This is a genomic window from Paenibacillus sp. NPDC056579 (assembly GCF_042793215.1).
In the GTDB taxonomy this organism is placed as follows: domain Bacteria; phylum Bacillota; class Bacilli; order Paenibacillales; family NBRC-103111; genus Paenibacillus_S.
The window spans coordinates 434,705-454,738 of sequence record NZ_JBHTVD010000004.1 but is presented as its reverse complement, the minus strand read 5'-3'; the positions used below and the strand labels follow the sequence as shown (position 1 = coordinate 454,738).

Below are 20,034 nucleotides of genomic sequence, written 5' to 3'. Positions count from 1 at the left end.
GCCGGATACGCAAATACCGCCTCGAGAGCCGATAAGACTTCGAGACGGTTGATTGTACCTTATTAGAAGCTCCTTCAGGCTGTCGGGGCAGGGGCAGCTAGAAGCGTGCCCGCGTTATCGACGCTTATGATATAGCGCGACCCGCTCGGGGCGAACAGGCTGAAACGGTCGCCAGAGCTTGCGGAACTGTTCATATACGGCTTGTCGGCGCCGGCCAGTACGTTGTTAAATGTCTCGATTCGAGTACAGTTGGACGTGATTTCCAGGCCATATCGATTTTGTGCCTGAGCAGCCATTCGTACGGTATTATCGTGAACGGCACCGTTCATAACGGCATTTTCCAGCTTAATGCCTGCATATACTCCGGACTCCTTATAGCTGGCGGAATCGATAATGTTGCCAAGGACTTCGAAGCCGTCCGTTTCCGTCAAATAGAGCCCATGTCTGCCTGACCTTTTCAGCATATTGCCGTGAATGAAATAGTTGCCGCCCTTGGCTAACCAAATGCCTTCATAGTCCGTCTCTTCGATCTGGTTGTCGTTGACCATCAAGTCAAACGTATTCTCGGCATAAACGCCCCTCCGCGTTCGCGCCACCTGATTTCCCGTTACTTGAATGTTGCGGCTTCGCGTAATGAGGATCGATGTTTTGGCCAGGGCCACATCCGTAATCAGATTGCGTGCGATGACCGCATGCTCGACTTTGACGTCGCCAGATCCCGTGCAGGCAATACCTTCATACAAAGTAGTGCAGACAATGATATTGTCCGTAATCAACGTGCGAGCTCCGGTCTGAGGAGTACTGCGCTGCACTCCATCCTTGTCCTTCGTAGATTCCGTGTTCGCTCCGGGAGCGTTAATCACTATTCCGCCGCCGCAGCCGTACATCGTGTTGCCTGTTACGAGACAGTCATTGAATTTGAACAATCTGACGGCCCAATAGCCCAACCGGTCGAATGTATTGTCTACAATCTTGATGTTACGTGTCCATACGTTATGAATTGCGGTATGATTGCCGACTCCCCCGCCCCAGGCCGTTGTTCCCGGCGTTCCGCTGGCTCCGAAGTAACAGCTCCGAACCGTAATATTCTCGCTAGGAGTACCGTCGTACTTGCCGTACCATGGAAACGACGAGCTCGTCGGAACATCGATCTGCACCGCTTCTGCGTAATTGCGTGAGCCGTCAGGAGCATTCATAAAGCCGATAAGCCTGCAGTGCTCGATAATTACGTCGCTGCTGGAATTAATCTCGACGGCATGTCCCCATGAAATATCTTTGATTGTCGTGTTTCGTATCGTGATGCATCGTCCATGGGCGATATTCAAGCCTGCGAAGGAATCGGGATAAGCCGTTACATTGCCGTCCCAGCAGCCGCCTTCTATAATAATATGGCCGTGACCCTCATAACCGCCGTATTGTCCGCCCGGATCTCCATTGAACAGGAAGCTGTCGTTATGGAATCGTTGGATTACAGTATTATGCTCCAGCTCCAGCCTCGTATGGCCGTAAATGCGCAGAGAACCGGTTACTTTGTAAACGCCGTTCATCAGAAAGATGCTTACCCCGTTCGTCGACTTGGCTACCGATAATGCTTTCTGGATCGGCTGCGTATCGTCCGACACGCCGTCACCCCGGGCGCCCCACCATTGCGGATAAAGCCTTCCCTTCCCCATCGATCCGCCAATGGTACCGGCCCCTGCGAATATGGCTGCTGGACCTGCATACAAATGCGCGTCGATTGTAACAGCTGCTCCTGCGTCAGGAACGAGAGAAGCTCCATTGTCGAATCTCAGATCAAGCGTCGAGGCAAAAGACAAATCCGATCCGATGCGGTAGCTTCCCCGTGGAAAATACAGCGTTGCCTTCTCCCCATTGTCAATCCTCTGCAAAAGGCGGGTCAATGCCTGAGCATCGTCCTTCTGTCCGTTCCCTTCTGCACCGTGCTCCCGAACATTGAACCATCCGGCACGGGATCCCTGCGGGCCTGAATGGGTCCCGCCGTATACATTGTTCGTAACGCTGGAGCCTTCGGCGGCGTATGCGGCTCCGTCCCCTGCGTTCACCAAATATTTGGCAGCCAGTGCAACTCCTGTTACGCCCATGGCAGCCAGCAGCTTTCGCCGTGTGATCGACGGTTTCGTCAGATGGTTGCTTTGAATATCCTTATCTTGTTCCACGTACGGCTGCCTGCTCTCGTGCTCCATCGTCAATGCCTCCCTGATATTCGTCCTACTATTGATTTTAAATGACCTCAGAGGGACAACGTGAGGCAACAATGCTCTCGGCAATGTAGAAAAATGTTGTTTTGGACGCAGCCTTATAGGTGCAGCTACAAACAAAAAGAAACCATCGCCGCAGCAGCGATGGGTTTAACTAGTTGAACCGCAGATACACTAGATCGAATCAGCCACCACTCTTTGGATGAAATATACAGATTTGGGCATTATATTAAAAACTTCGGCAAGAAAGACGGGGACGTTAATGAACGGATCTGAATCAAGTCCTATTATTGGAGAGAACATCGTCGAGAATGAGAACCTTTTAAAACATGTTTTTCATAATTGTTCGGACATTATGTTTCGCTCAATCACAATACATGACCGTACAAAGCTGTTAATGATTTACGTTGAAGGAATGATCAATGCCGAAGTCATTATGTCTAACATTCTTAAACCATTAATGTACAGCGAGCTGTCCCAAGGTCTTGGAACCATCGATAGCTTCATCCAGCTGTGTGAACAGGAGCTCTTTTCCGTACTCCAAATTGCAAAAGTTTCCAGTCTGGATGCGATAACCGAACACATTTTAAAAGGAAGCATGGCGATACTCGTCGATGGTGAACATCTTGCACTTATTGTGAATGCCTCTCAATTTGAAACCCGCAACATCGAAGAATCTTCAGGCGAGATTACCCTTCGCGGCTCCAGAGAGAGCTTTACCGAGCATCTGAGGACCAACACCACATTGCTGCGCAGAATATTGGCAACTCCGAAGCTGAAGATGGAAGCATTACAAATCGGAAGCTTGACCAATACCGATATATCTATTGCTTATTTAGAAGGGGTCGTTTCCGTTTCCGTATTAAATGAAGTAAAGGATCGTTTAAGTCAAATACAAATTGACGGAATACTTGAATCGGGATATATTGAGGAATTCATTGAAGATCATCATTATTCCCCTTTTTCACAAATAGGGATCACAGAAAGGCCGGACGTAGTCGCGGCTGGATTGCTCGAGGGAAAATTGGCTATCTTAACCAACGGATCCCCTTTTGCAATGTTAGCTCCGATAACATTCTGGGGCGGACTACAGGCACCTGACGATTATTATGAACGCTTTGTGTTTGTAAATTTCAGTCGTTGGATTCGCTACATTTTCATATTGTTTTCAGTTGTTTTTTCGTCGATTTATATAGCTTTAACCAATTTTCATCCGGAGATGGTTCCTCCAAAATTGATGATTACCATTACCGCGCTGCGGGAAAGGGCACCATTTCCGACCGTGATAGAAGTCTTTATTATGGAGCTGATGTTTGAAGGCTTGCGTGAAGCGGGAATTCGCCTGCCGCAGCAGATCGGTCCTCTTGTGACCGTTGCCGGGGCTTTGGTTATCGGGGAGGCTGCTGTCCGCGCCGGAATTATCTCCGCACCAATAGTCATCGTCGTTTCGGCTGCAGGTATCGCGTCGTTTGTTATTCCACGGTATCGCGCAGGCTACCCCCTTCGGATTTTAAGATTCCCTTTATTGGTACTTTCCGGAGCATTTGGCTTATTTGGATTGGCAATCGGAATTATTGCGATTGTTATCCATATGGTCCAACTTAATTCTTTCGGGACGCCTTTTCTAACCCCTGTCGCACCGCTGGTCCCCCGTGGTCTTAAAGACGTGCTGATTCGCAGGCCTCGTAAGCTTGATGCACAAACTGAACCTAAAAAATGAGGAGATTCAGCCATGAAAAGAGCGGGCAAGCTTTGTTTCGTTGTGCTCCTATCGGTATCGTCCTTAACTGGTTGTTGGGATCTTCGGGAACCGAATCAGCTTGCATTCATTACCGGTGCAGCGCTGGATATAACGAGTGACGGTCAGGTGGAAGTGAGTTCTCAAATAGCGATTCCTGCAGTTATTGGCGGTGGACAAGAAGCGAACGGTGGCGGTGAAAATAAGAAAAGCTTCTATGTCGCATCTGCAAAAGGAAAAAATATTATGGACGCCGGCCAAATATTACAGACAAAGCTTTCCCGACAATTGTTTTACGGTCATCGCCAAGTTATACTCATCGGACAAACGATGGCCGAGTACGGAATTGGCAGGTTTATCGACATGTTTATCCGTAATCCTCAATCAGAGCTGCGTTCAACAATATATGTTGTGAAGGATGGCCAAGCGAAAGATATCCTTTCAATGCAGCCCATTTTTGATCCATATACAGCCATGGCACTTGTAAATGAACAAGCCAGTTTACATATGAAAGCCTATTATTACCGGGATTTTTTATCAGATGCATTGAGCCAAGGTACACACCCCCTATTGCCGGCAGTCAGCTTAACTCCTTCAAAGAAATATGTCTATACCGGGACTGCTGTTTTAAACAAAGACAACGGCTTAAAATTGGTTGGATTCTTGAATACGAATGAATCGTATTACGTCAACTGGATAACGGATCGTTTAAAGGGGTTTACTATTACCTCTTCCGTCAAGAAAGGAAATGGAAACGTTAGCTTGCAGCTGCAATCATTAAGTCGACGTATTAAATTGAAAACCGTCGAAGATCGGATGCAGATGGAAGTTAGCCTCACTGGAAAAGGAATGATTGTTGAAAATAACTCAAGCCTGGATCCAGCCATACCCAAGGATCTGCGAGTCATAGAAGATGAACTCGGTAAAGAGGCTCAGCAATCGGTAGAGCAGCTCGTAGCAAATGCTCAAAAACAGTACAAGCTGGATATCTTCGGGTTTGGTGAAGTTATTCATCAGCAATATCCACGACTGTGGATCTCTATGAAGGAAGAATGGAACAAGATGTTTCCTGAACTTCCCATTTCAGTCAAAGTAGAACTGCAATGCAAAGATCCAGGACAAACCACTTCATCTGTAAAGGTGCTGCCTTAATTGGGGTTCGGGCTAAATAGCGTCATAGAGGAGTGAAAAGAAAAATGAAGCTGTCAGGATCGCAATTATTTTGGATTATTGTAACGACCCAAGTCGTTGCTATGATCGGGTTAAGAATTTCACCAGCGATCGTAGAAGCAAAGCAAGATGCGTGGCTCTCGATGCTGCTGGGGGGTGGAATAGCTGTGGTCTTAACCTATCTTGTTGTTCATTTAAGCATGCTTCATCCCAAGCAGTCGTTGGCCCAATATAGTCTAACTCTGCTCGGTAAATGGTTCGGGAGATTCATTGTCCTTCCGTACCTCATTGCATGGCATCTGCTTTCCGCTGTTTTGCTTCGGTCATTTGCAGATTTTTTACATCTTATACTTGTTGACAGAACACCCCTCTGGGTTATCATCACACTCCTGTTAGGCTTATCGGTATATATGACCTACTCTGCAGGGATTACCGGAATCGGTCGATTTTGCGAACTCATGGGGCCAATTCTTCTTTTAATGCTAATTGTTAGTTTCATTTTAAATCTAGGCAGCGTAGAATGGCGACATTTACTCCCCGTATATTTTGATTCCGGATGGGCGGGCATTTCTAAAGGATCACTTGCACCTGCTTTCTGGTTTTCAGGTCCGTTCACCTTATTAGTCATTGTCTCATTCATGCATACCCCTCAAAAAGCTCTCTCCAAATCCTTGCTTGGTGTTGGCGTGACCGTGCTTATGGTTTCCACATCAACCCTCATGGTTTTGCTGGTTTTCGGTCCGAATTTAGCTGCTAAAATAAGGTTTTCCTACTTTATGTACGTCAGAACGATTAATATATTTAATTTCATCCAAAACGTAGATATTTTTATTATGTTTATTTGGATATTCGGAGTGTGTGCTCAATTATCATTGTATTTGTTTATTTCCAGCTACGAAACCGCCAAATGGTTCATCGTGAAAGATTGGCGGAAATTCAGCTGGTTGGGTACACCGATGATTTTTATCATTGCGATACTGATTCCTAATGAGACGATCTTTACCTCCTACGACCAAGCATGGTCGACCGTGATATTCCCGGTATGCGGTATCGGCATCCCGCTTTTATTATGGACCATCACCGTCATCAAACGAAAATCCATGAAAGCCGTTTAGTTGAGTGATCCGGGTTCAATGGCAACTCCGCACAAATCAAGATTATATCTCATAGCGACTCCTCCCCTATAGACAACGTGAGGCAACAATGCGTTCGCTAATGTAGAACAATGTTGTTTTGAACGGTCGCACGGGCTTATTTCGTCTGTTTGATACGGAAGGAAATCGAAAGGCTCATCATAACGAAAAACAATTGAAGAGACAATGCCAACAGAATCCCCGTTAACAATCCCCAATTTAGCGACTGGCTAACGGCAATAATGGCGCCGCCGATCCCGATACTTAAGCCCGGACTGAATGCATCGGTAAACTGAAGACTAGCCGATATTTCTCCCTCTTCACCGGCTTTCGCATGCTGCAATGCAATCGCTCCCGTAGTTGGATGCGCCAAGCCGATGCCAAATCCGGTAAAGATTTGCGATACCACCGCAAATACGATTCCGCCTTCGGGAATGCCGACTGCCAGCATAACTGCGGCAACCCCGATAATCATAAAACCAATACCGGCCGCTACTCGTTTATTTCTGCCCGTCCCGTGATCTTTGGTATCAAGCTTTGATTGGAACCAGGCTGCCGCTGACCAGCTTAATGCACCCGCGGCTACAATTAATCCCGCCAGATCCGCAGGCAATTGTTTCACTTCTGTCAATGCCAGGACAACGTAGCTTTCAGTAGCATTGTAACAAGCGACGAACAGTCCCCTGGAAGCAATGGTTGCCGGCAATCCTCGCCTTACCCTAAAGGTTCCCTCAGGCAGCAGCTTTCGCAAAGGATGAATGATGACAATCAATCCTGCAGCCGATAGCGCCATCCCCTTCCAGTCGGATATGTAGCCTAGTCCTGTCAGAAGCATTCCCGTTCCCACGGCCAGCAGCACGGCATAGCCTTCTTTGCCGGAGCTTTTGGATGTTACGTTCTCCGTTACTTTAAATTTTCGAAAAGCTGGGAGAGTCAGTCCTACAGCTAAGCCTATGAAGGGAAGCACCATCCAAAAGACAAATCTCCAGGATACATTTTCAGCCAAAAGTCCGGCAATATAAGGGCCAATCAGTGCGGGTAATATATATGCGCCGGAAAACATGGCAAGGATCTGCGTTCTCATCCTATCGGGATAACCTAGAGTAATGCTGTAATATACGCAAGTAATGATGGCACCTGCACCAAGCCCCTGAAACACCCTCCCTGCGATTAACACCATCATATTCAGTGAAGCTGCCGCGATAACAATACCGATCACGAAACAAAGTATGGAAGCAATAAATGCTACAAAAACACCATTCTTGTTGATCCGCTGCCCCATAATCATAGTTCCTACGATTTGCGCCAGAAGAAATGCGCTGAATATCCAGCCGTACAAGTGAAGGCCATCCAATTGTTGGGCAAGACTCGGAGCGATCGTAGTGATCGCCAGTCCTTCAAACGCCACAGTAGTGACGGCAAGTATGATTCCAATAGTTAATGCTCTGTAATTGGAGTCAAAGATCCCGACACTTTTTTGAGTTGTTTCCATAGTATAATCTCCTTTATTATTAAATAATAGTCCTAGCTATAATGGTCGCGACAAGTATATGACCTGCCTTTTCAAAATGAATTGGAGTTGTCTTAGCTACATTCTCCATAGGCAAATAAAGTTGTCTCATCTATAATGGTTGCAGCAAGTATATGACCTCCTAAACTTAATGATACCTAAGTATTCAAGTGATGGCCGAACTTCACTGCTGATTATAAATCTTTGACATTGTTATACATTACGTTCAGTACCCTTCGGAATGTATCAACTTCCTCTTCGGTTAAATTTTTAATGGTGTTCTTGTAAGCTTCGAAGGAAGGAGCAATAATTTGCTCTTTCATATCACGGCCTTCAGGAGTCAAATAGACGCGCAAAGACCTTCGATCCGTTTCATGGGTCTCACGATAAATAAATCTCTTCTTCTCCAGCTTGAACAGCATTCGCGCAACGTTCGTCTGGTCCTTGTGCAGCCTTTCTGCAAGCTCCTTTTGGGTAATCCCTTCCTTTTCCCACAGAACTACGAGTATTTCCCACTGATCTACAGTAATATTAAACGGATTGACCACTTTTTGATAATAGTTGTTAAGCCTTAGAGCTGCCCGCTGTACATTAACACCGATATATTTTTCTAATTCCATGGTTATCCCCACTTTTAGTTGACATGAATATAGTTGTTACGACCATTATAATCACACCGCTTTTCCAGAGTCAACTCCCCTAGATCTATTGAGGTATATAAAAATCCCCGTGGCACATAAGTACCCGGGGATCCATTAGTGATGACTAATTATTCAAAACGTACGACCTGTTTCTCATCCGCCGACCTAAGCGCACGCAAGCAGGCCTCCGTCACGTAAAACGAATCCTCGGCGCTCACCAAGCAGCGCCCTTCTCCCTTAATCTGCCGCACGAAATCGGCGAATATCTCGCCTTTCGGAACTAACGGCAGCTCCTGCACGCCATTGTGCCTTCCATTGATCAGCAGCACCTGCTGATCCCGGACCTCGAGCACGCCGGCTGTTCCGGCGATGCGGATCCGGTCGTCGCCGTGCGACGGTGCCTCGTTCGGCCGCAAATAGTCGATGCTGACTGAGGCGCCGATTTCGCCGGACATCGTAAATTGGCACTGCGCCGTGAGCTCCAGCTCGCCATGCTCCTCATTGAATAGGGTCGAATGCGTGGCATAGACCGTTTCAAAGCGTTGGCCGCTGTACCAGCGTACCCAATCAATCGCATGGCTGCCGACCCAAGGAATCGTGCCGCCATAGGTGTCCCGCTTCGTGAAATGCTCGCCACGGCGGCCGAGCCGGTAGGACTTCTGTGCCTGAAGCAGCCGCACTTCCCCTACCGCCCCATCGCAAACCGCGTGCCATGCCGTCAAAAATGCCGGCTGATAACGGATGCCGAACATCGCAGCAAGATGTACGCCCTTCCCCTCTGCAGCAGCATACAAATCACGCAGCATAGCCAAGTCTTCCAGCGTCGTCGCGATCGGCTTTTCGACAAATACATGAATGCCCCGGCGCAGCGCCTCCGCTGTAATTCGGGCATGGTCGTGAAAGTAACATGCGACCGCCACGATATCCGGCTCAACTTCGTCCAGCAGCTTCAAGTAATCCTCATAAACGGCCGGCGAGTGACTTTCCTTTTGCGCTGATTGGATAACCTTGTCCATTGTCTCGCCGGCGGAACCGACGGCCACAGCGGCCAACTTGACCTCAGGGAGCTGTCTCAAGCCGCTGAATACATAATTGATGTGCCCGGTTGCACCTATAATCGCTAATTTCATAAGCATAACACCCTTTCAATCATATCGACTAGGATAAATGTAATGAGTGCGCCATGGCAGCTCTTCCTTCATTTCATAGACTTTCGTTAATCTTCTAAATATGACTACTCCCGTTTCTCTATCTCATTGGTTAATTCCTGCCTGTTATGGGAAAAATAATAGAAAATTTCCTGCAAGGAGGAGACATCATTGCACACGATCTGGAAAGGCGCAATCAGTTTCGGATTGGTTAACATCCCTGTCAAGATGTATGCTGCCACAGAGGACAAAGACATCTCTATGCGTATGCTCCATAATGTTTGCGGGGGCCCTATTTCCTTTACGAGAACCTGCAAAAATTGTGATGTGCAAGTGCAAAATGAGGACATTGTACGAGGTTATGAATATCAGCCCGGTCACTTTGTAGTGTTTGAAAAAGATGAGCTGGAGGCAATCGGCGGGGAAAAATCACGAGAAATCAAGATTATTGATTTTGTTGATTTACATGACATAGACCCTATTTACTTTCAAAAAACATACTTTCTGGGCCCGGCTGAAACAGGAGTCAACGCATACAATTTGCTGTTTAATGCTTTAAAAAATACAGGTAAAATCGGAATTGCCAATGTCGCATTACGTAGTAAAGGGAGCTTAGCCGCGATTCGATTAGTGGATAACTGCATCGCTATGGAAACAATCTTTTATCCTGACGAAATTCGATCTGCCGGAGATGTCCCTAATTTGACACCTAATGTAGAAGTGAGTCCCAAAGAGCTCCAAATGGCTGAAATGCTCATTGAACAGCTATCCACGGATTTTGATCCCAAAAAGTACGAAAACGAATATAGAGCCCGCGTATTGGATGCGATCAACAAGAAAGTGGAAGGAAAACAAATCACCGTCACGCCGGAGGCTCCGTCTACTAATGTCATCGATCTTATGGCAGCACTGCAGGCGAGTATCGAACAGGCTTCAGATAATAATGCATCGTCGCCCAAGAAGAAAACTACGAAAGCTAAGAAAACTTCAAAGCCCGCATCTGGATAAATGCTCCTCCAAAACCATGAATTAACGCATGAATTAAGTGCCTGTTACTTGTTACAATTGCACCTAGAGGTGTTAATTCATGTTTTTACAACCAATGCTGTTAGAAGGCTACGAAGAACCGTTTGATGATAATGAATATATATTTGAACCCAAAATCGAAGGTTACCGTCTCATCTATTCGCAGGTGAACCAGATCACTCATTTATACAGCCGATTTCATCGTGATGTAACCCGGTTTTTCCCGGAGATCTACCATATTCACATCGATGATGACATCGTATTGGATGGGGTGATTGCCAATGTTGATAAGCACAGCGGCCATATCGACTCGGATTGTATAAAGCAGCGCTTTTCGTTAAGAAAGCACCAAGAGATTCAGAAGCAAAGCATACATAATCCTTGTAATTACATCCTATTCGATATCTTGTTTTACAAAGGCAGAGACCTTAGAGGCTTGCCTTTAATGAAGAGACGGGAAATTCTTCGGCAGCTCGATCTGGGCAACCGGAATATAGGGTTCATCCCCTTTATTGAGAACAATGGGAGCAAGCTCTTTGAAGAAATCCGAAAGCGTGATATGCAAGGTATGGTCGCCAAGAAGAAAGATAGTCTGTATATCGGAGACCGGTCTGACGAATGGTTAAAAATCATGAATTGGCAGTACGATGATTTCTTCGTGACCGGTTATACATCCGATAGTACTAAAATTAGAATTTCTGCAGTGGACAAAGCTAGAGGATTTAGAGAATCCGGGTTTGTCTCATCCGGGCTTACCCTAGTAGATAAACTAACGCTTTTAGCAGCGTCTAAGCCGCTGATCCTTAAGGAGTCTGAAGATATAGTCTCATTATTGCCGGTAATAAAAGCTCGAATAAAGTTTCAAAAGTACTCAAAGGATGGCTTTTTGAGAGACCCTTCATTCGTACGGTTTCTTTAGCCTGCTTCATCTGCTCTTATTTGAAATATATATAACGTTATACATAAGCATAAGCCCTCGGAACTCTAGGTCCCGGGGGTTTATGTTTTGCGGTTAGCGTGTATAGCAGCAAGACAACTGGTTAATAGTATATGGAGAAAATTTCCCTGAAAAAGTGACTGGGACGACAATACCATGGTTATTGGGGAGTTAAATCATCTCTAGAAAGGAAGAACGTCAATGAATCCATCGGATCACAGCACATCGGAGCAAGGAGCATTCAATTTATTCAGTGAAGAAAGCGTGAAGAACCCCTTTCCCTTATTTGCACAAATGCGAGCTATGGGGTCGGTGATACCTATCCCAAATCCGATGGGCGGTACAGGTCAAGCCTGGATGATTCTGCGTATGGAGGAAGCGATGCAGGTGCTCAAAGACCATGCCCGCTTTACCGTGGATCCGACTACTATCGACGGCAACAACGACATCAGAGCCGGCCTTGCCGACAAGGCGGATCCGTCCGCTCCGCCTACCTTTTTCACCGGCAAATCCATGCTGTTTGTCGATGAACCCGATCATCGTCGGCTGCGGGTACTGGTGTCCAAAGCCTTTACCCCCAAGTTCATGGAGGGCTTACGCCCGCGCGTACAGGAGATTGCCGACGAATTGCTTGATCGGGTGCAAGCTCGTGGCGAGATGGACATTGTCAAAGACTACGCCTATCCTTTACCGATCCATGTCATCTCTGAAATGCTGGGAGTGCCTCAAGCCGATCGGGAACAAATTCATGTATGGTCCGGTGCGCTCGCACGCGGTCTCGGTTTTGGCAAGCAAGAGCCAGAGGTTGCAGAGCATTTACGAGCCTTCGGCATGTACACGGCGAAGCTTGTGGCTGACAAACGGCAGCATCCCGCCGATGACTTGATCAGCCAGTTGATCGCCATCGAGGAAGAAGGGGATCGCCTGAACGAAGAGGAGCTGATCTCGATGATCTCTCTCTTGATCTTTGCCGGACATGAGACGACCTCGAATCTGATAGCCACCGGCACCTTGATGCTGCTGGATCATCCCGAACAGCTGGAGCGGCTTACAAAGGACCTTAGTCTTGTTCCCTCAGCGGTCGAAGAGCTTCTGCGCTTCAATGGTCCCGCCACAGCGTCAGGACCGCGTTTTGCCACGGAAGATACGGAACTTGCCGGACAGCGGATCAAGAAAGGAAATATGGTCATTCCTTTGCTGAAATCGGCCAATCGGGACGAACACCAGTTTAGCCTGCCGGAGGAGCTGGATATTACTCGCACCATGAACCGTCATCTCGCCTTCGGATACGGGATTCATATGTGCTTGGGGGCGCCGCTGGCTCGCGTGGAAGCTGACGTTGCCTTCACCTCCCTGCTAAGGCGCATGCCCAATTTGAGACTTAGCATCCCCCGCGATAACGTAGCTTGGCACTTCGCATTATCTTCACAGGGGTTAGCGTCCCTTCCCGTTGCTTTTTAGACGGGTACAATTCCTAGTAACGCATAACAGACCAGGCATCAAAAATAGCCTTGGCCGTCTAACGGCTAAGGCTATTTGCATACTTGCGAATCGGAGGCGATTCTGTAGCGTCGAATCAGCCTCTGCAGCTTACTTTGCGCCTTTCACCAGCATATCGGTGATCAAATCGGCCTGCCCAAGGATGGAGATCGGATCGTAATACAAATACGTTTTGTAATCGAGCATATACACTTTATTGTTCTTAACAGCAGGAAGGCTCTTCCAGATCGGGCTGTTAAGAATTTCTTTCACCTGCTCTTCCGTCGTGCCTTCGTTCATGCAGATGAATATACGGTCGGCATTCGCATAGGTCGGCAGTGTCTCCATCGAGATTTCGGCGATCTGCTTGCCGGTGTCGATGGCTTGCTTCTGAACAAACTCAGGCACTTTCATCTTCAGCATGTTGTAAATGATTTCTCCGCCTCGGCCGTAGTTATCGCCCAGAAGCGATATTTTCTTCTCGCGGACATTGATGATAACTGCCGTTTCCCCGTCCTTGACAACGTCCTTCACTTTCTCTCGGCTATCCTTGGCCTTCTGCTCGTATTTGGCCAGCCACTCGGCAGCCTCCTTCTGCTTTCCTAGCAAGTCACCAAGCAGCTTTACTTCTTCACGAACATTATTGTAAGCCGTGTATGGAATGAACACCGACGGAGCAATCTTGGCAAATTTATCGTAGTTTTCTTCGGTAAATCCGTTCATGACGATCAAATCCGGATTCATAGAGGCAATTTTCTCTACAGAGCCCGGTGCTCCGATATCTTCCATTTTAGCTTCCTGCTCCTTAAGAAACGGACTGCCCATCCACCATTGCTTATTGGCTCCTATGGCGTTGATGCCCAAGGCTGCTAAGGTACCGTGATAATAAGCGGCGACGACACGCTTCGGTTCTGTCGGGATCGTCACCTCTCCTTTCGCAGTTTTAACCGTTCTAGTTTTTGTTGTACTCTCTGTGCTCTTTCCTTCCGTTTGATTAGGTGCCGGCGTTGCCCCAGCCTGCTGTCCCGTATTTGTTCCCGCTGAATTGCCGCAGCCGCTGCTAACAACCAGAACCGCAGCCATCAAAGCGGCTGCCAAACCTTTTACTGCAAACATGAAGTGTCGCTCCCCTGTCTTCGAAATGTCTTTGAGAATGATAATGATTCTCAAGTAACATCATATCAATCAAGTAAGAACGCAGTCCATACACATTCATGATAAGTAGTGGCTACAATTGTGACTTAGACCGGGACGGCGATTCAGGCAGCACGCGCTTCAAGATTTCCTGCATCTGCAGCTCGAGCGATAACGGATCGAAGCCATAGAACTGCTCCCGGTTTACCTCATATACTTTATTGTTTATCACTGCAGCTAGCTTCTTCCAGTTCGGATGCGATTTGAACGATTTCGCGCTGTCCGTCCAGTTGGATTCGTAATTGATCAAGAATAAATGGTCTGCGGAATACTCACATAAATCGGCTGCCGTGACGCATACGTTCAACAGGCCTTGATCGATAATCCGCTCCTTCACGGCGGTTGGAGGAGGAAGCTGCAGCTCCCGGTAGAGCATCGGTCCGCCCATACTCCTTGCATCGCCATACATGTACATTTTGCCGGACACGACTTTCATAATAGCGAAGGTCTCCTGACAACCGTTCAAGCTTCGAGCCAGCTTCATTCTCGCCTGTGTCAGCCTCATCTCGAAAGCTCTCAGCCATTCCTCTGCTTCCTGCTGCTTGCCGGCCACCTCCGCTATATATCGGAGTTGCTCACGCCAGTGGACTTTCTCGAGATCTATTGCCGCAACAGGCCCCAGCTTGGCAATGCTCGCATTGTCCTGCTTATGCACGTTGCAAAAGATGAGATCCGGCTGCAGTTCGCTTAGCAGCTGAATGCTGCCTTTATCCAAGCCTTGGATGGGTAAAAAATCGGCTTTGTCCAACAAGCTCTTGTAATGCTCCGCCATCCAATCCGTTATTATCCCGGCACGAGGCACAACGCCTAACGTGAGCAGGCAGGACGTTATGCCAGCATCCAACGTGACATATCTTTTGGGCTGATGAATATAGGCGCTTGGCGATACTCCAACCAGCTGTTTGAATTTGCGGCTGAAGTAAAACGGATTCTGAAAACCGACCTGGTTCGCAACCACTTGTACGTTGGATTTGGATAGCAGCAGCAGCTCCCGCGATTTCTCAATACGCAGCTGCTGCAAGTAATCGATGAAGCTCATTCCTCTTTCCTTCTTGAACAACCGGGAGAAGTGCTCGGGCGATACTCCAAGCTGCTCGGCTAACTGATCGCGTGTCAAATTGTAGCTGTAGTTTTTGTGGATGATCTCTATCGCTTGATCAATGACATTAGAATGATCGCTTGCAATAGGAGAAGCATCCTGGACGCAACGAATAATGAGATCCAATAACTTATAGAATAACAGCTGCCTTTTGATAGGATTCCACGGCTCGCCGCTCTCGTCCCATTCATGCAGCTCCTTGAACAGCTGCAGCGCCCTATAAGGCGTCTTCAGCTGAACAGGCTCCTGCACGATTGGCGGCAAACGGTCTGAACGATAATCCCCCCGCCCGGACGGCGTGCTGCTTTTAGTTGCAGCTTCGATCGTCATCCGATCAAGCTGCAGAACGCCGCCGCTTGTATTGACAACATGCATGCCGCTTCCGGCAGGAGCGTAGACAACAAGCCCGTAGTGCAGCGCTATCTTCTTCCCGTCCATATACAGCTCGCCTTCTCCCTCCCGAACAAGCAGCAGCATTTCATCTTCCGTCACATTCCATTCCTTCTGGGCATATGGCTGGTAAATGAGCATCTGGGTGTCGAGCAATACGACGATTTGCGCAGCTCGCCGTTGCACATAAGCCGGTTCATCATCTTCGCCACGGGACACTCCGGTCTGTTTGCCGTGCAGCCGCTTACCCTGTTCCTTTAATACTTGCCGGACCTCGGCAGCCTCCTCATCACTGAGCTTGCCCAAATGTTTCACGATCCGGTGCTTATGGCTACCGGCTTCATCCTTATAGGTCTCGACGATTTTATAGTAGCTGTACGTCTTTCCGTTTTTTGTAAACCGGGATTTTTTTAGAAACATACGAGCGTTTATCCTCTCATGTTTTGGTCCCTTTTTTGGGTAACAATATTCATTGTACATTCAGCCGCTGTATTGGTCTAGAAGGCACTGCAGGAATTCATTTAAGCGGGATTACCATAAATTCCCGATTAATAAAGACAGCCGATCGAACCGACCGGCTGCTTCATACTGATGATTTCTGCTAACTTTTATAGTACAACTGACGATAGCGGCTGGGAGATATGCCCTCGTACTTTTTAAAAATCCGGTTGAAATAGGTCGGCTGATAACCTACCTGTCCTGCGATTTCGTTGATTTTATAATCGGTTTCCGTCAATAATTGCTTGGATTTGACCATACGAAGCTCTGTAAGGTAATCAATGAAGTTCACCCCGGTCTCCTGCTTGAAGATGCGACTTAGGGTAAACGGATTTACCCCATATTGATCTGCACACGATTCGAGCGAAATGTCCGTATGGTAGCTGCGTTGCAGCAGATCAACCATTTGTTCTATCAGCAGCTTTTGGTGCTCGTTCCTGGTAGAAACGAGGCGTTGAACTTCACGGGTGTACGGAATGATAATTTGATTCTGAAACCATACTATCGCATCGTCAGGCTCGCTTATGCCGGCCAGTTCCACATGCAAGTTAGCGGCAGCAGCATGCTTATACGGATCGTAACCACCTTTGAGATATCCAAATTGCACATTGCCTAAGAGCTGCAGGATGTATTGAGTAAACATCGATTGTGTGCCTTTCAGCTGCCTAAGCTCATAGCAAAAGCGTTCCAATGCATCCAGGGATTCTTCCGGTTGCCCTGCACGAATAGCCTGAATCAGCTCCGCCTCAAGTACAAACGGGTATTGTACCGGGACAGGCTCTTGAATGACGTTATCCTCTACGTCCAAAATGGAGCGTGAATCTGCAATACTCCGATTTTTAATCGTATGTCTCGTTTCCTCAAGCACTGTAGGGATGTGTGTTACACAGGAAGTACGACGTCCTATGCATACCGTAATTCCCATTCGTATAATAGACTCAAGGACGTTCGTCAGCTGCTCTGCGAGCTTGTTAAGCTCCTCCTTCACCTGCTCAGGAGGATATTCTTCCGGAACGATAAGGAAAAGACCTGCAGTCAGGTCTTGAAAATTGATGACTTCCGCTTGAGGAAACCTGGATTTGGCTGCTTCCTCTATGATATTGGAGGTAGCATAGGAAATGAGCTGTCGGTCCCCTTCCAGAAAACGTCCCGATAATTTGGCGACGCCATGCAGCTGAATCAAGACGACAGCTATGGAGGATTTCTCCATCTCCCATCCAAGCTGCTGCATGTGCTGTCTTACTTCGGCTTCCGTCCACGAATAATAGTGTCCCTGAACAAGCTGCAGAAGAAATCCTTCCCGCAATCTGGGAAGCTGTCTCTTCGCCAGCTCGTGCAAGCTTTCGCTCTCCAGCATGAGCTGCTTCCATTCTTTTTCAATAAATTCGATCTCGTTAACGGCTGTTCCCCTGAAACCGGCAGCTTTCCGGTTGATCCGGAACAATCCCGTCAGGTAACGAATCGGCTCATACAGCTTGCGGGAAGCCAGAATAGCGATTATTATACCGGCCAGCAAACCGCCGATACTAACGGCATAAATTAATCTGGAAGCAAATACGATAGGAGACGTAATTTTGGATAAGGAAGCGATCGAGACATAGATCCAATTGCTGCCGAGCCGGTTAAAGGTGCTGTAGGACACGGAATAATCCTCGCCTTGCCCCTGATATGAAAACGTTCCCGACCTGTTCCCTTGTGCAAGCACCGCTTGCTTAAGCTCCTCTTCCCATGAAGACGGCTCCTTTGCATTGCTGGTGACAATCCATTCCCCATTTTTCGACATAAGAAAGGAGCCTAAACCGTCACTAAATGACTCGCCGATCGTTTGCAGTAATTTCCCTTTATTCAAAAAAATAATCAATGCAGCAACCGGTTTCCCATTTTCTACCGGCAACTGATAAATTAAAGCAGGACTGCTTCCGTTCTGCGCAGGCTTAAACCGCCCAAACGACGGAAGCCAGTAGGTGGTATGCGGCTGCGCAAGGAGAGCGCGAAAACGGGACCGTTCCGCCTCCTCTTCCATAACAACTACGCCACCCTCGTCTGAATATAAGTTTCCATGAACATCATCTAAATACAGGTATGCCTCATCTACTAAAGGATTTGAATTCTTCAGAAGAAATAATGTTTTGAATATTTCTCTTATATGTTCATAGTCGTAAAAGTTAAGCAGATCGAGCAATTTCATACCCAGCACTTGGTTGAAAGCCCACTGCGTAGCGTTTTTCTCCAGCTGGGTCAAGGAATCGTCTATCCGAAGGACAGACTGATTGACCTGATTTTCTCTTGTTTCCACAACGTTGCTTTCCAGTTGACTGACTCCGATCCAGTTCACGCCAATTCCGACCAATAAGGTTGGTAAACAGGAAATGACGAGTACAATGACAAGGCTCTTCCTATAAAAGTGGCCTTGTTTCCATAAAATATCGGATTTACGAAACATTGCTCCCCATCTTTTCATGGATTCAGGCCACCTTCCTATGCTTAAAGTCCTTTTTAAATCCCCGAAGGATAAAACCCTAGCTCCACTGCCCGTTCCCGAAAACGTTTCACTTGAGTGGTATATTGCGGATCCATCATGTAATTGATGGTTTCTTCCGGATTCCGCTTCAGGTCAAACAGCACTTCGGGAATGTTCGTACCGTAATATTGATATTTCAAATGATCCTGCTTGATCATCAGGTTCGTTCCTCCGAATTGGGAGACCGTTTCGTTATCCCAATTGTCCGAATTGCCGGATAGTAACGGCACCAAGCTCCTGCTGTCGAGCTCCGGGGGAACAGGCACGTCGCATAAATCACATAGCGTTGCAAATAAATCGCACAGGTTAACATTTTCGTCTACCTTACGACCGACTTTAAACCGCTTCGGATAACGAATCATTAACGGGACTCTGGCGCTTGCCTCGAAAAATTTCTGCTTTTCCCAAACACCATGCTGACCGAGCATTTCTCCGTGATCCGTCGTATAAATAATAATCCAGTCATCCAGATTTTGTCCTACATGCTCGAGCGCCTCCATGACTTGCCCGAAGTACCCGTCTATCGTTTCGATCATCCCGTAGTATGCTGCCGTAGCTCGACGAATGTCCCGCTCCGAGGCATGGGTACCGGCCTGAACAGGCAACCTGCTTAGAAAAGGGTGATCGAATATAGGTTCGTTAGCATAAGGCGTCACCCGGTTCAAATAGTAAGTGAATTTGTCCTCACTTGTTAAATAAGGATAATGCGGTTGAAGCACACTTACTTTTAGCAGAAGCGGCTGGATCTGTTCCCTGTCATAGTAGGTGCTGTTAAAATAATCCTCAATGAATTGAATCGCCCCTTGTACAGCATATTCATCATGTGTGATGCAAGGACCTCGACCGACGCCGGCGCGCGCTACCTCTTTCTCCTGTACCCATTTTTGAGACGGCCTGTCGTATATGGAGTACTCGTCTTCCTGCCGGTCATGAATATAGGAGGGCGCTACGTGCATGTCGCCGCCGATCCTCCGCGTCCATCCCATCATCTGATCGTTGCCCATGTGATGCAGCTTGCCGCTGACGACTGTCTGGTATCCGTATTGCGCAAGACGTCTCGAGAAGGTCATATGCCCCGGCGGCAAATCCTGGCCGAATTTCTCACAGCCTGTCGTTCGTGGAAACTGCCCCGCCATCATGCTCTGCCTTCCCGGTATGCAAATCGGAGAAGGCGTATACGCATTCCGGAAAACCGTTCCGGTTTGGGCAAGCCGATCCAAATGAGGCGTCCGGATGATCGGATTCCCCCCAAAGCCGGTTACATCCGCGCGATGCTCATCGCTCATCAGAAACAATATGTTTGGTTTCTTGTTCATGTCATGCAAACTCCT

General features: G+C 47.6%; 14 protein-coding genes. 6 read left to right on the top strand and 8 right to left on the bottom strand.

All coding sequences use genetic code 11. From position 1 onward, the window contains the following. Positions 1 to 74 precede the first annotated feature (74 nt). Entirely contained in the window at positions 75 to 2,204 is a 2,130-nt protein-coding gene (locus ACFQ88_RS18920) for a NosD domain-containing protein (protein ID WP_379455266.1), read from the bottom strand. A gap of 277 nt (positions 2,205 to 2,481) precedes the next feature. Between ACFQ88_RS18920 and ACFQ88_RS18915 the strand changes: the two genes are divergently transcribed. The 3 genes from ACFQ88_RS18915 to ACFQ88_RS18905 are packed head-to-tail and all read left to right on the top strand — an operon-like array spanning position 2,482 to position 6,242. Then, a complete protein-coding gene (locus ACFQ88_RS18915; protein WP_379455264.1) occupies positions 2,482 to 3,939 on the top strand; it encodes a spore germination protein in 1,458 nt (485 codons plus the stop codon). A 12-nt stretch (positions 3,940 to 3,951) separates the two neighbouring features. After that, a complete protein-coding gene (locus tag ACFQ88_RS18910) occupies positions 3,952 to 5,109 on the top strand; it encodes a Ger(x)C family spore germination protein (RefSeq protein WP_379455262.1) in 1,158 nt (385 codons plus the stop codon). Between the two features lie 44 nt (positions 5,110 to 5,153). Next, entirely contained in the window at positions 5,154 to 6,242 is a 1,089-nt protein-coding gene (locus tag ACFQ88_RS18905; protein WP_379455253.1) for a GerAB/ArcD/ProY family transporter, read from the top strand. A 136-nt stretch (positions 6,243 to 6,378) separates the two neighbouring features. Here ACFQ88_RS18905 and ACFQ88_RS18900 read toward each other — a convergent pair whose 3' ends face one another. From ACFQ88_RS18900 to ACFQ88_RS18890, 3 genes are all read right to left on the bottom strand, one after another. Then, a complete protein-coding gene (locus tag ACFQ88_RS18900) occupies positions 6,379 to 7,752 on the bottom strand; it encodes an MFS transporter (protein WP_379455203.1) in 1,374 nt (457 codons plus the stop codon). Between the two features lie 212 nt (positions 7,753 to 7,964). Continuing rightward, positions 7,965 to 8,390, bottom strand: a complete 426-nt coding sequence (locus ACFQ88_RS18895; RefSeq protein WP_379455201.1) for a MarR family winged helix-turn-helix transcriptional regulator — start codon at positions 8,388 to 8,390, stop codon at positions 7,965 to 7,967. Positions 8,391 to 8,539: 149 nt separating this feature from the next. Beyond that, entirely contained in the window at positions 8,540 to 9,541 is a 1,002-nt protein-coding gene (locus ACFQ88_RS18890) for a Gfo/Idh/MocA family protein (protein ID WP_379455199.1), read from the bottom strand. A 189-nt stretch (positions 9,542 to 9,730) separates the two neighbouring features. Here ACFQ88_RS18890 and ku point away from each other — a divergent pair, with 189 nt between their 5' ends. From ku to ACFQ88_RS18875, 3 genes are all read left to right on the top strand, one after another. Next, on the top strand, positions 9,731 to 10,567 hold the full coding sequence (ku, locus tag ACFQ88_RS18885) for a non-homologous end joining protein Ku (RefSeq protein ID WP_379455197.1): 837 nt from the start codon (positions 9,731 to 9,733) through the stop codon (positions 10,565 to 10,567). A 79-nt stretch (positions 10,568 to 10,646) separates the two neighbouring features. Continuing rightward, positions 10,647 to 11,504, top strand: coding sequence for an ATP-dependent DNA ligase (locus ACFQ88_RS18880; RefSeq protein ID WP_379455195.1), 858 nt, complete (start codon positions 10,647 to 10,649; stop codon positions 11,502 to 11,504). A gap of 219 nt (positions 11,505 to 11,723) precedes the next feature. Further along, entirely contained in the window at positions 11,724 to 12,983 is a 1,260-nt protein-coding gene (locus tag ACFQ88_RS18875) for a cytochrome P450 family protein (protein ID WP_379455193.1), read from the top strand. Positions 12,984 to 13,112: 129 nt separating this feature from the next. Here ACFQ88_RS18875 and ACFQ88_RS18870 read toward each other — a convergent pair whose 3' ends face one another. The 4 genes from ACFQ88_RS18870 to ACFQ88_RS18855 all read right to left on the bottom strand — a co-directional run bounded on the left by ACFQ88_RS18870 (position 13,113) and on the right by ACFQ88_RS18855 (position 20,019). Then, positions 13,113 to 14,117: an ABC transporter substrate-binding protein gene (locus tag ACFQ88_RS18870; RefSeq protein ID WP_379455191.1), complete on the bottom strand. Its 1,005-nt coding sequence runs from the start codon at positions 14,115 to 14,117 to the stop codon at positions 13,113 to 13,115. Positions 14,118 to 14,229: 112 nt separating this feature from the next. Next, complete coding sequence (locus tag ACFQ88_RS18865) at positions 14,230 to 16,104, bottom strand: helix-turn-helix domain-containing protein (protein ID WP_379455190.1); 1,875 nt, start codon at positions 16,102 to 16,104, stop codon at positions 14,230 to 14,232. 181 nt (positions 16,105 to 16,285) lie between these two features. Continuing rightward, on the bottom strand, positions 16,286 to 18,643 hold the full coding sequence (locus tag ACFQ88_RS18860) for a helix-turn-helix domain-containing protein (RefSeq protein WP_379455189.1): 2,358 nt from the start codon (positions 18,641 to 18,643) through the stop codon (positions 16,286 to 16,288). Between the two features lie 35 nt (positions 18,644 to 18,678). After that, complete coding sequence (locus ACFQ88_RS18855; RefSeq protein ID WP_379455188.1) at positions 18,679 to 20,019, bottom strand: sulfatase-like hydrolase/transferase; 1,341 nt, start codon at positions 20,017 to 20,019, stop codon at positions 18,679 to 18,681. Between the last annotated feature and the right edge of the window lie 15 nt (positions 20,020 to 20,034).

Coding starts and splice junctions, on each gene's coding strand:
- ACFQ88_RS18880 (WP_379455195.1), top strand. CDS start 10,647: ATGTTTTTACAACCAATGCTGTTAGAAGGCTACGAAGAACCGTTTGAT.
- ACFQ88_RS18860 (WP_379455189.1), bottom strand. CDS start 18,643: ATGAAAAGATGGGGAGCAATGTTTCGTAAATCCGATATTTTATGGAAA.
- ACFQ88_RS18875 (WP_379455193.1), top strand. CDS start 11,724: ATGAATCCATCGGATCACAGCACATCGGAGCAAGGAGCATTCAATTTA.
- ACFQ88_RS18890 (WP_379455199.1), bottom strand. CDS start 9,541: ATGAAATTAGCGATTATAGGTGCAACCGGGCACATCAATTATGTATTC.
- ACFQ88_RS18870 (WP_379455191.1), bottom strand. CDS start 14,117: ATGTTTGCAGTAAAAGGTTTGGCAGCCGCTTTGATGGCTGCGGTTCTG.
- ACFQ88_RS18910 (WP_379455262.1), top strand. CDS start 3,952: ATGAAAAGAGCGGGCAAGCTTTGTTTCGTTGTGCTCCTATCGGTATCG.
- ACFQ88_RS18900 (WP_379455203.1), bottom strand. CDS start 7,752: ATGGAAACAACTCAAAAAAGTGTCGGGATCTTTGACTCCAATTACAGA.
- ACFQ88_RS18920 (WP_379455266.1), bottom strand. CDS start 2,204: ATGGAGCACGAGAGCAGGCAGCCGTACGTGGAACAAGATAAGGATATT.
- ACFQ88_RS18855 (WP_379455188.1), bottom strand. CDS start 20,019: ATGAACAAGAAACCAAACATATTGTTTCTGATGAGCGATGAGCATCGC.
- ACFQ88_RS18915 (WP_379455264.1), top strand. CDS start 2,482: ATGAACGGATCTGAATCAAGTCCTATTATTGGAGAGAACATCGTCGAG.
- ACFQ88_RS18905 (WP_379455253.1), top strand. CDS start 5,154: ATGAAGCTGTCAGGATCGCAATTATTTTGGATTATTGTAACGACCCAA.
- ACFQ88_RS18865 (WP_379455190.1), bottom strand. CDS start 16,104: ATGTTTCTAAAAAAATCCCGGTTTACAAAAAACGGAAAGACGTACAGC.
- ACFQ88_RS18895 (WP_379455201.1), bottom strand. CDS start 8,390: ATGGAATTAGAAAAATATATCGGTGTTAATGTACAGCGGGCAGCTCTA.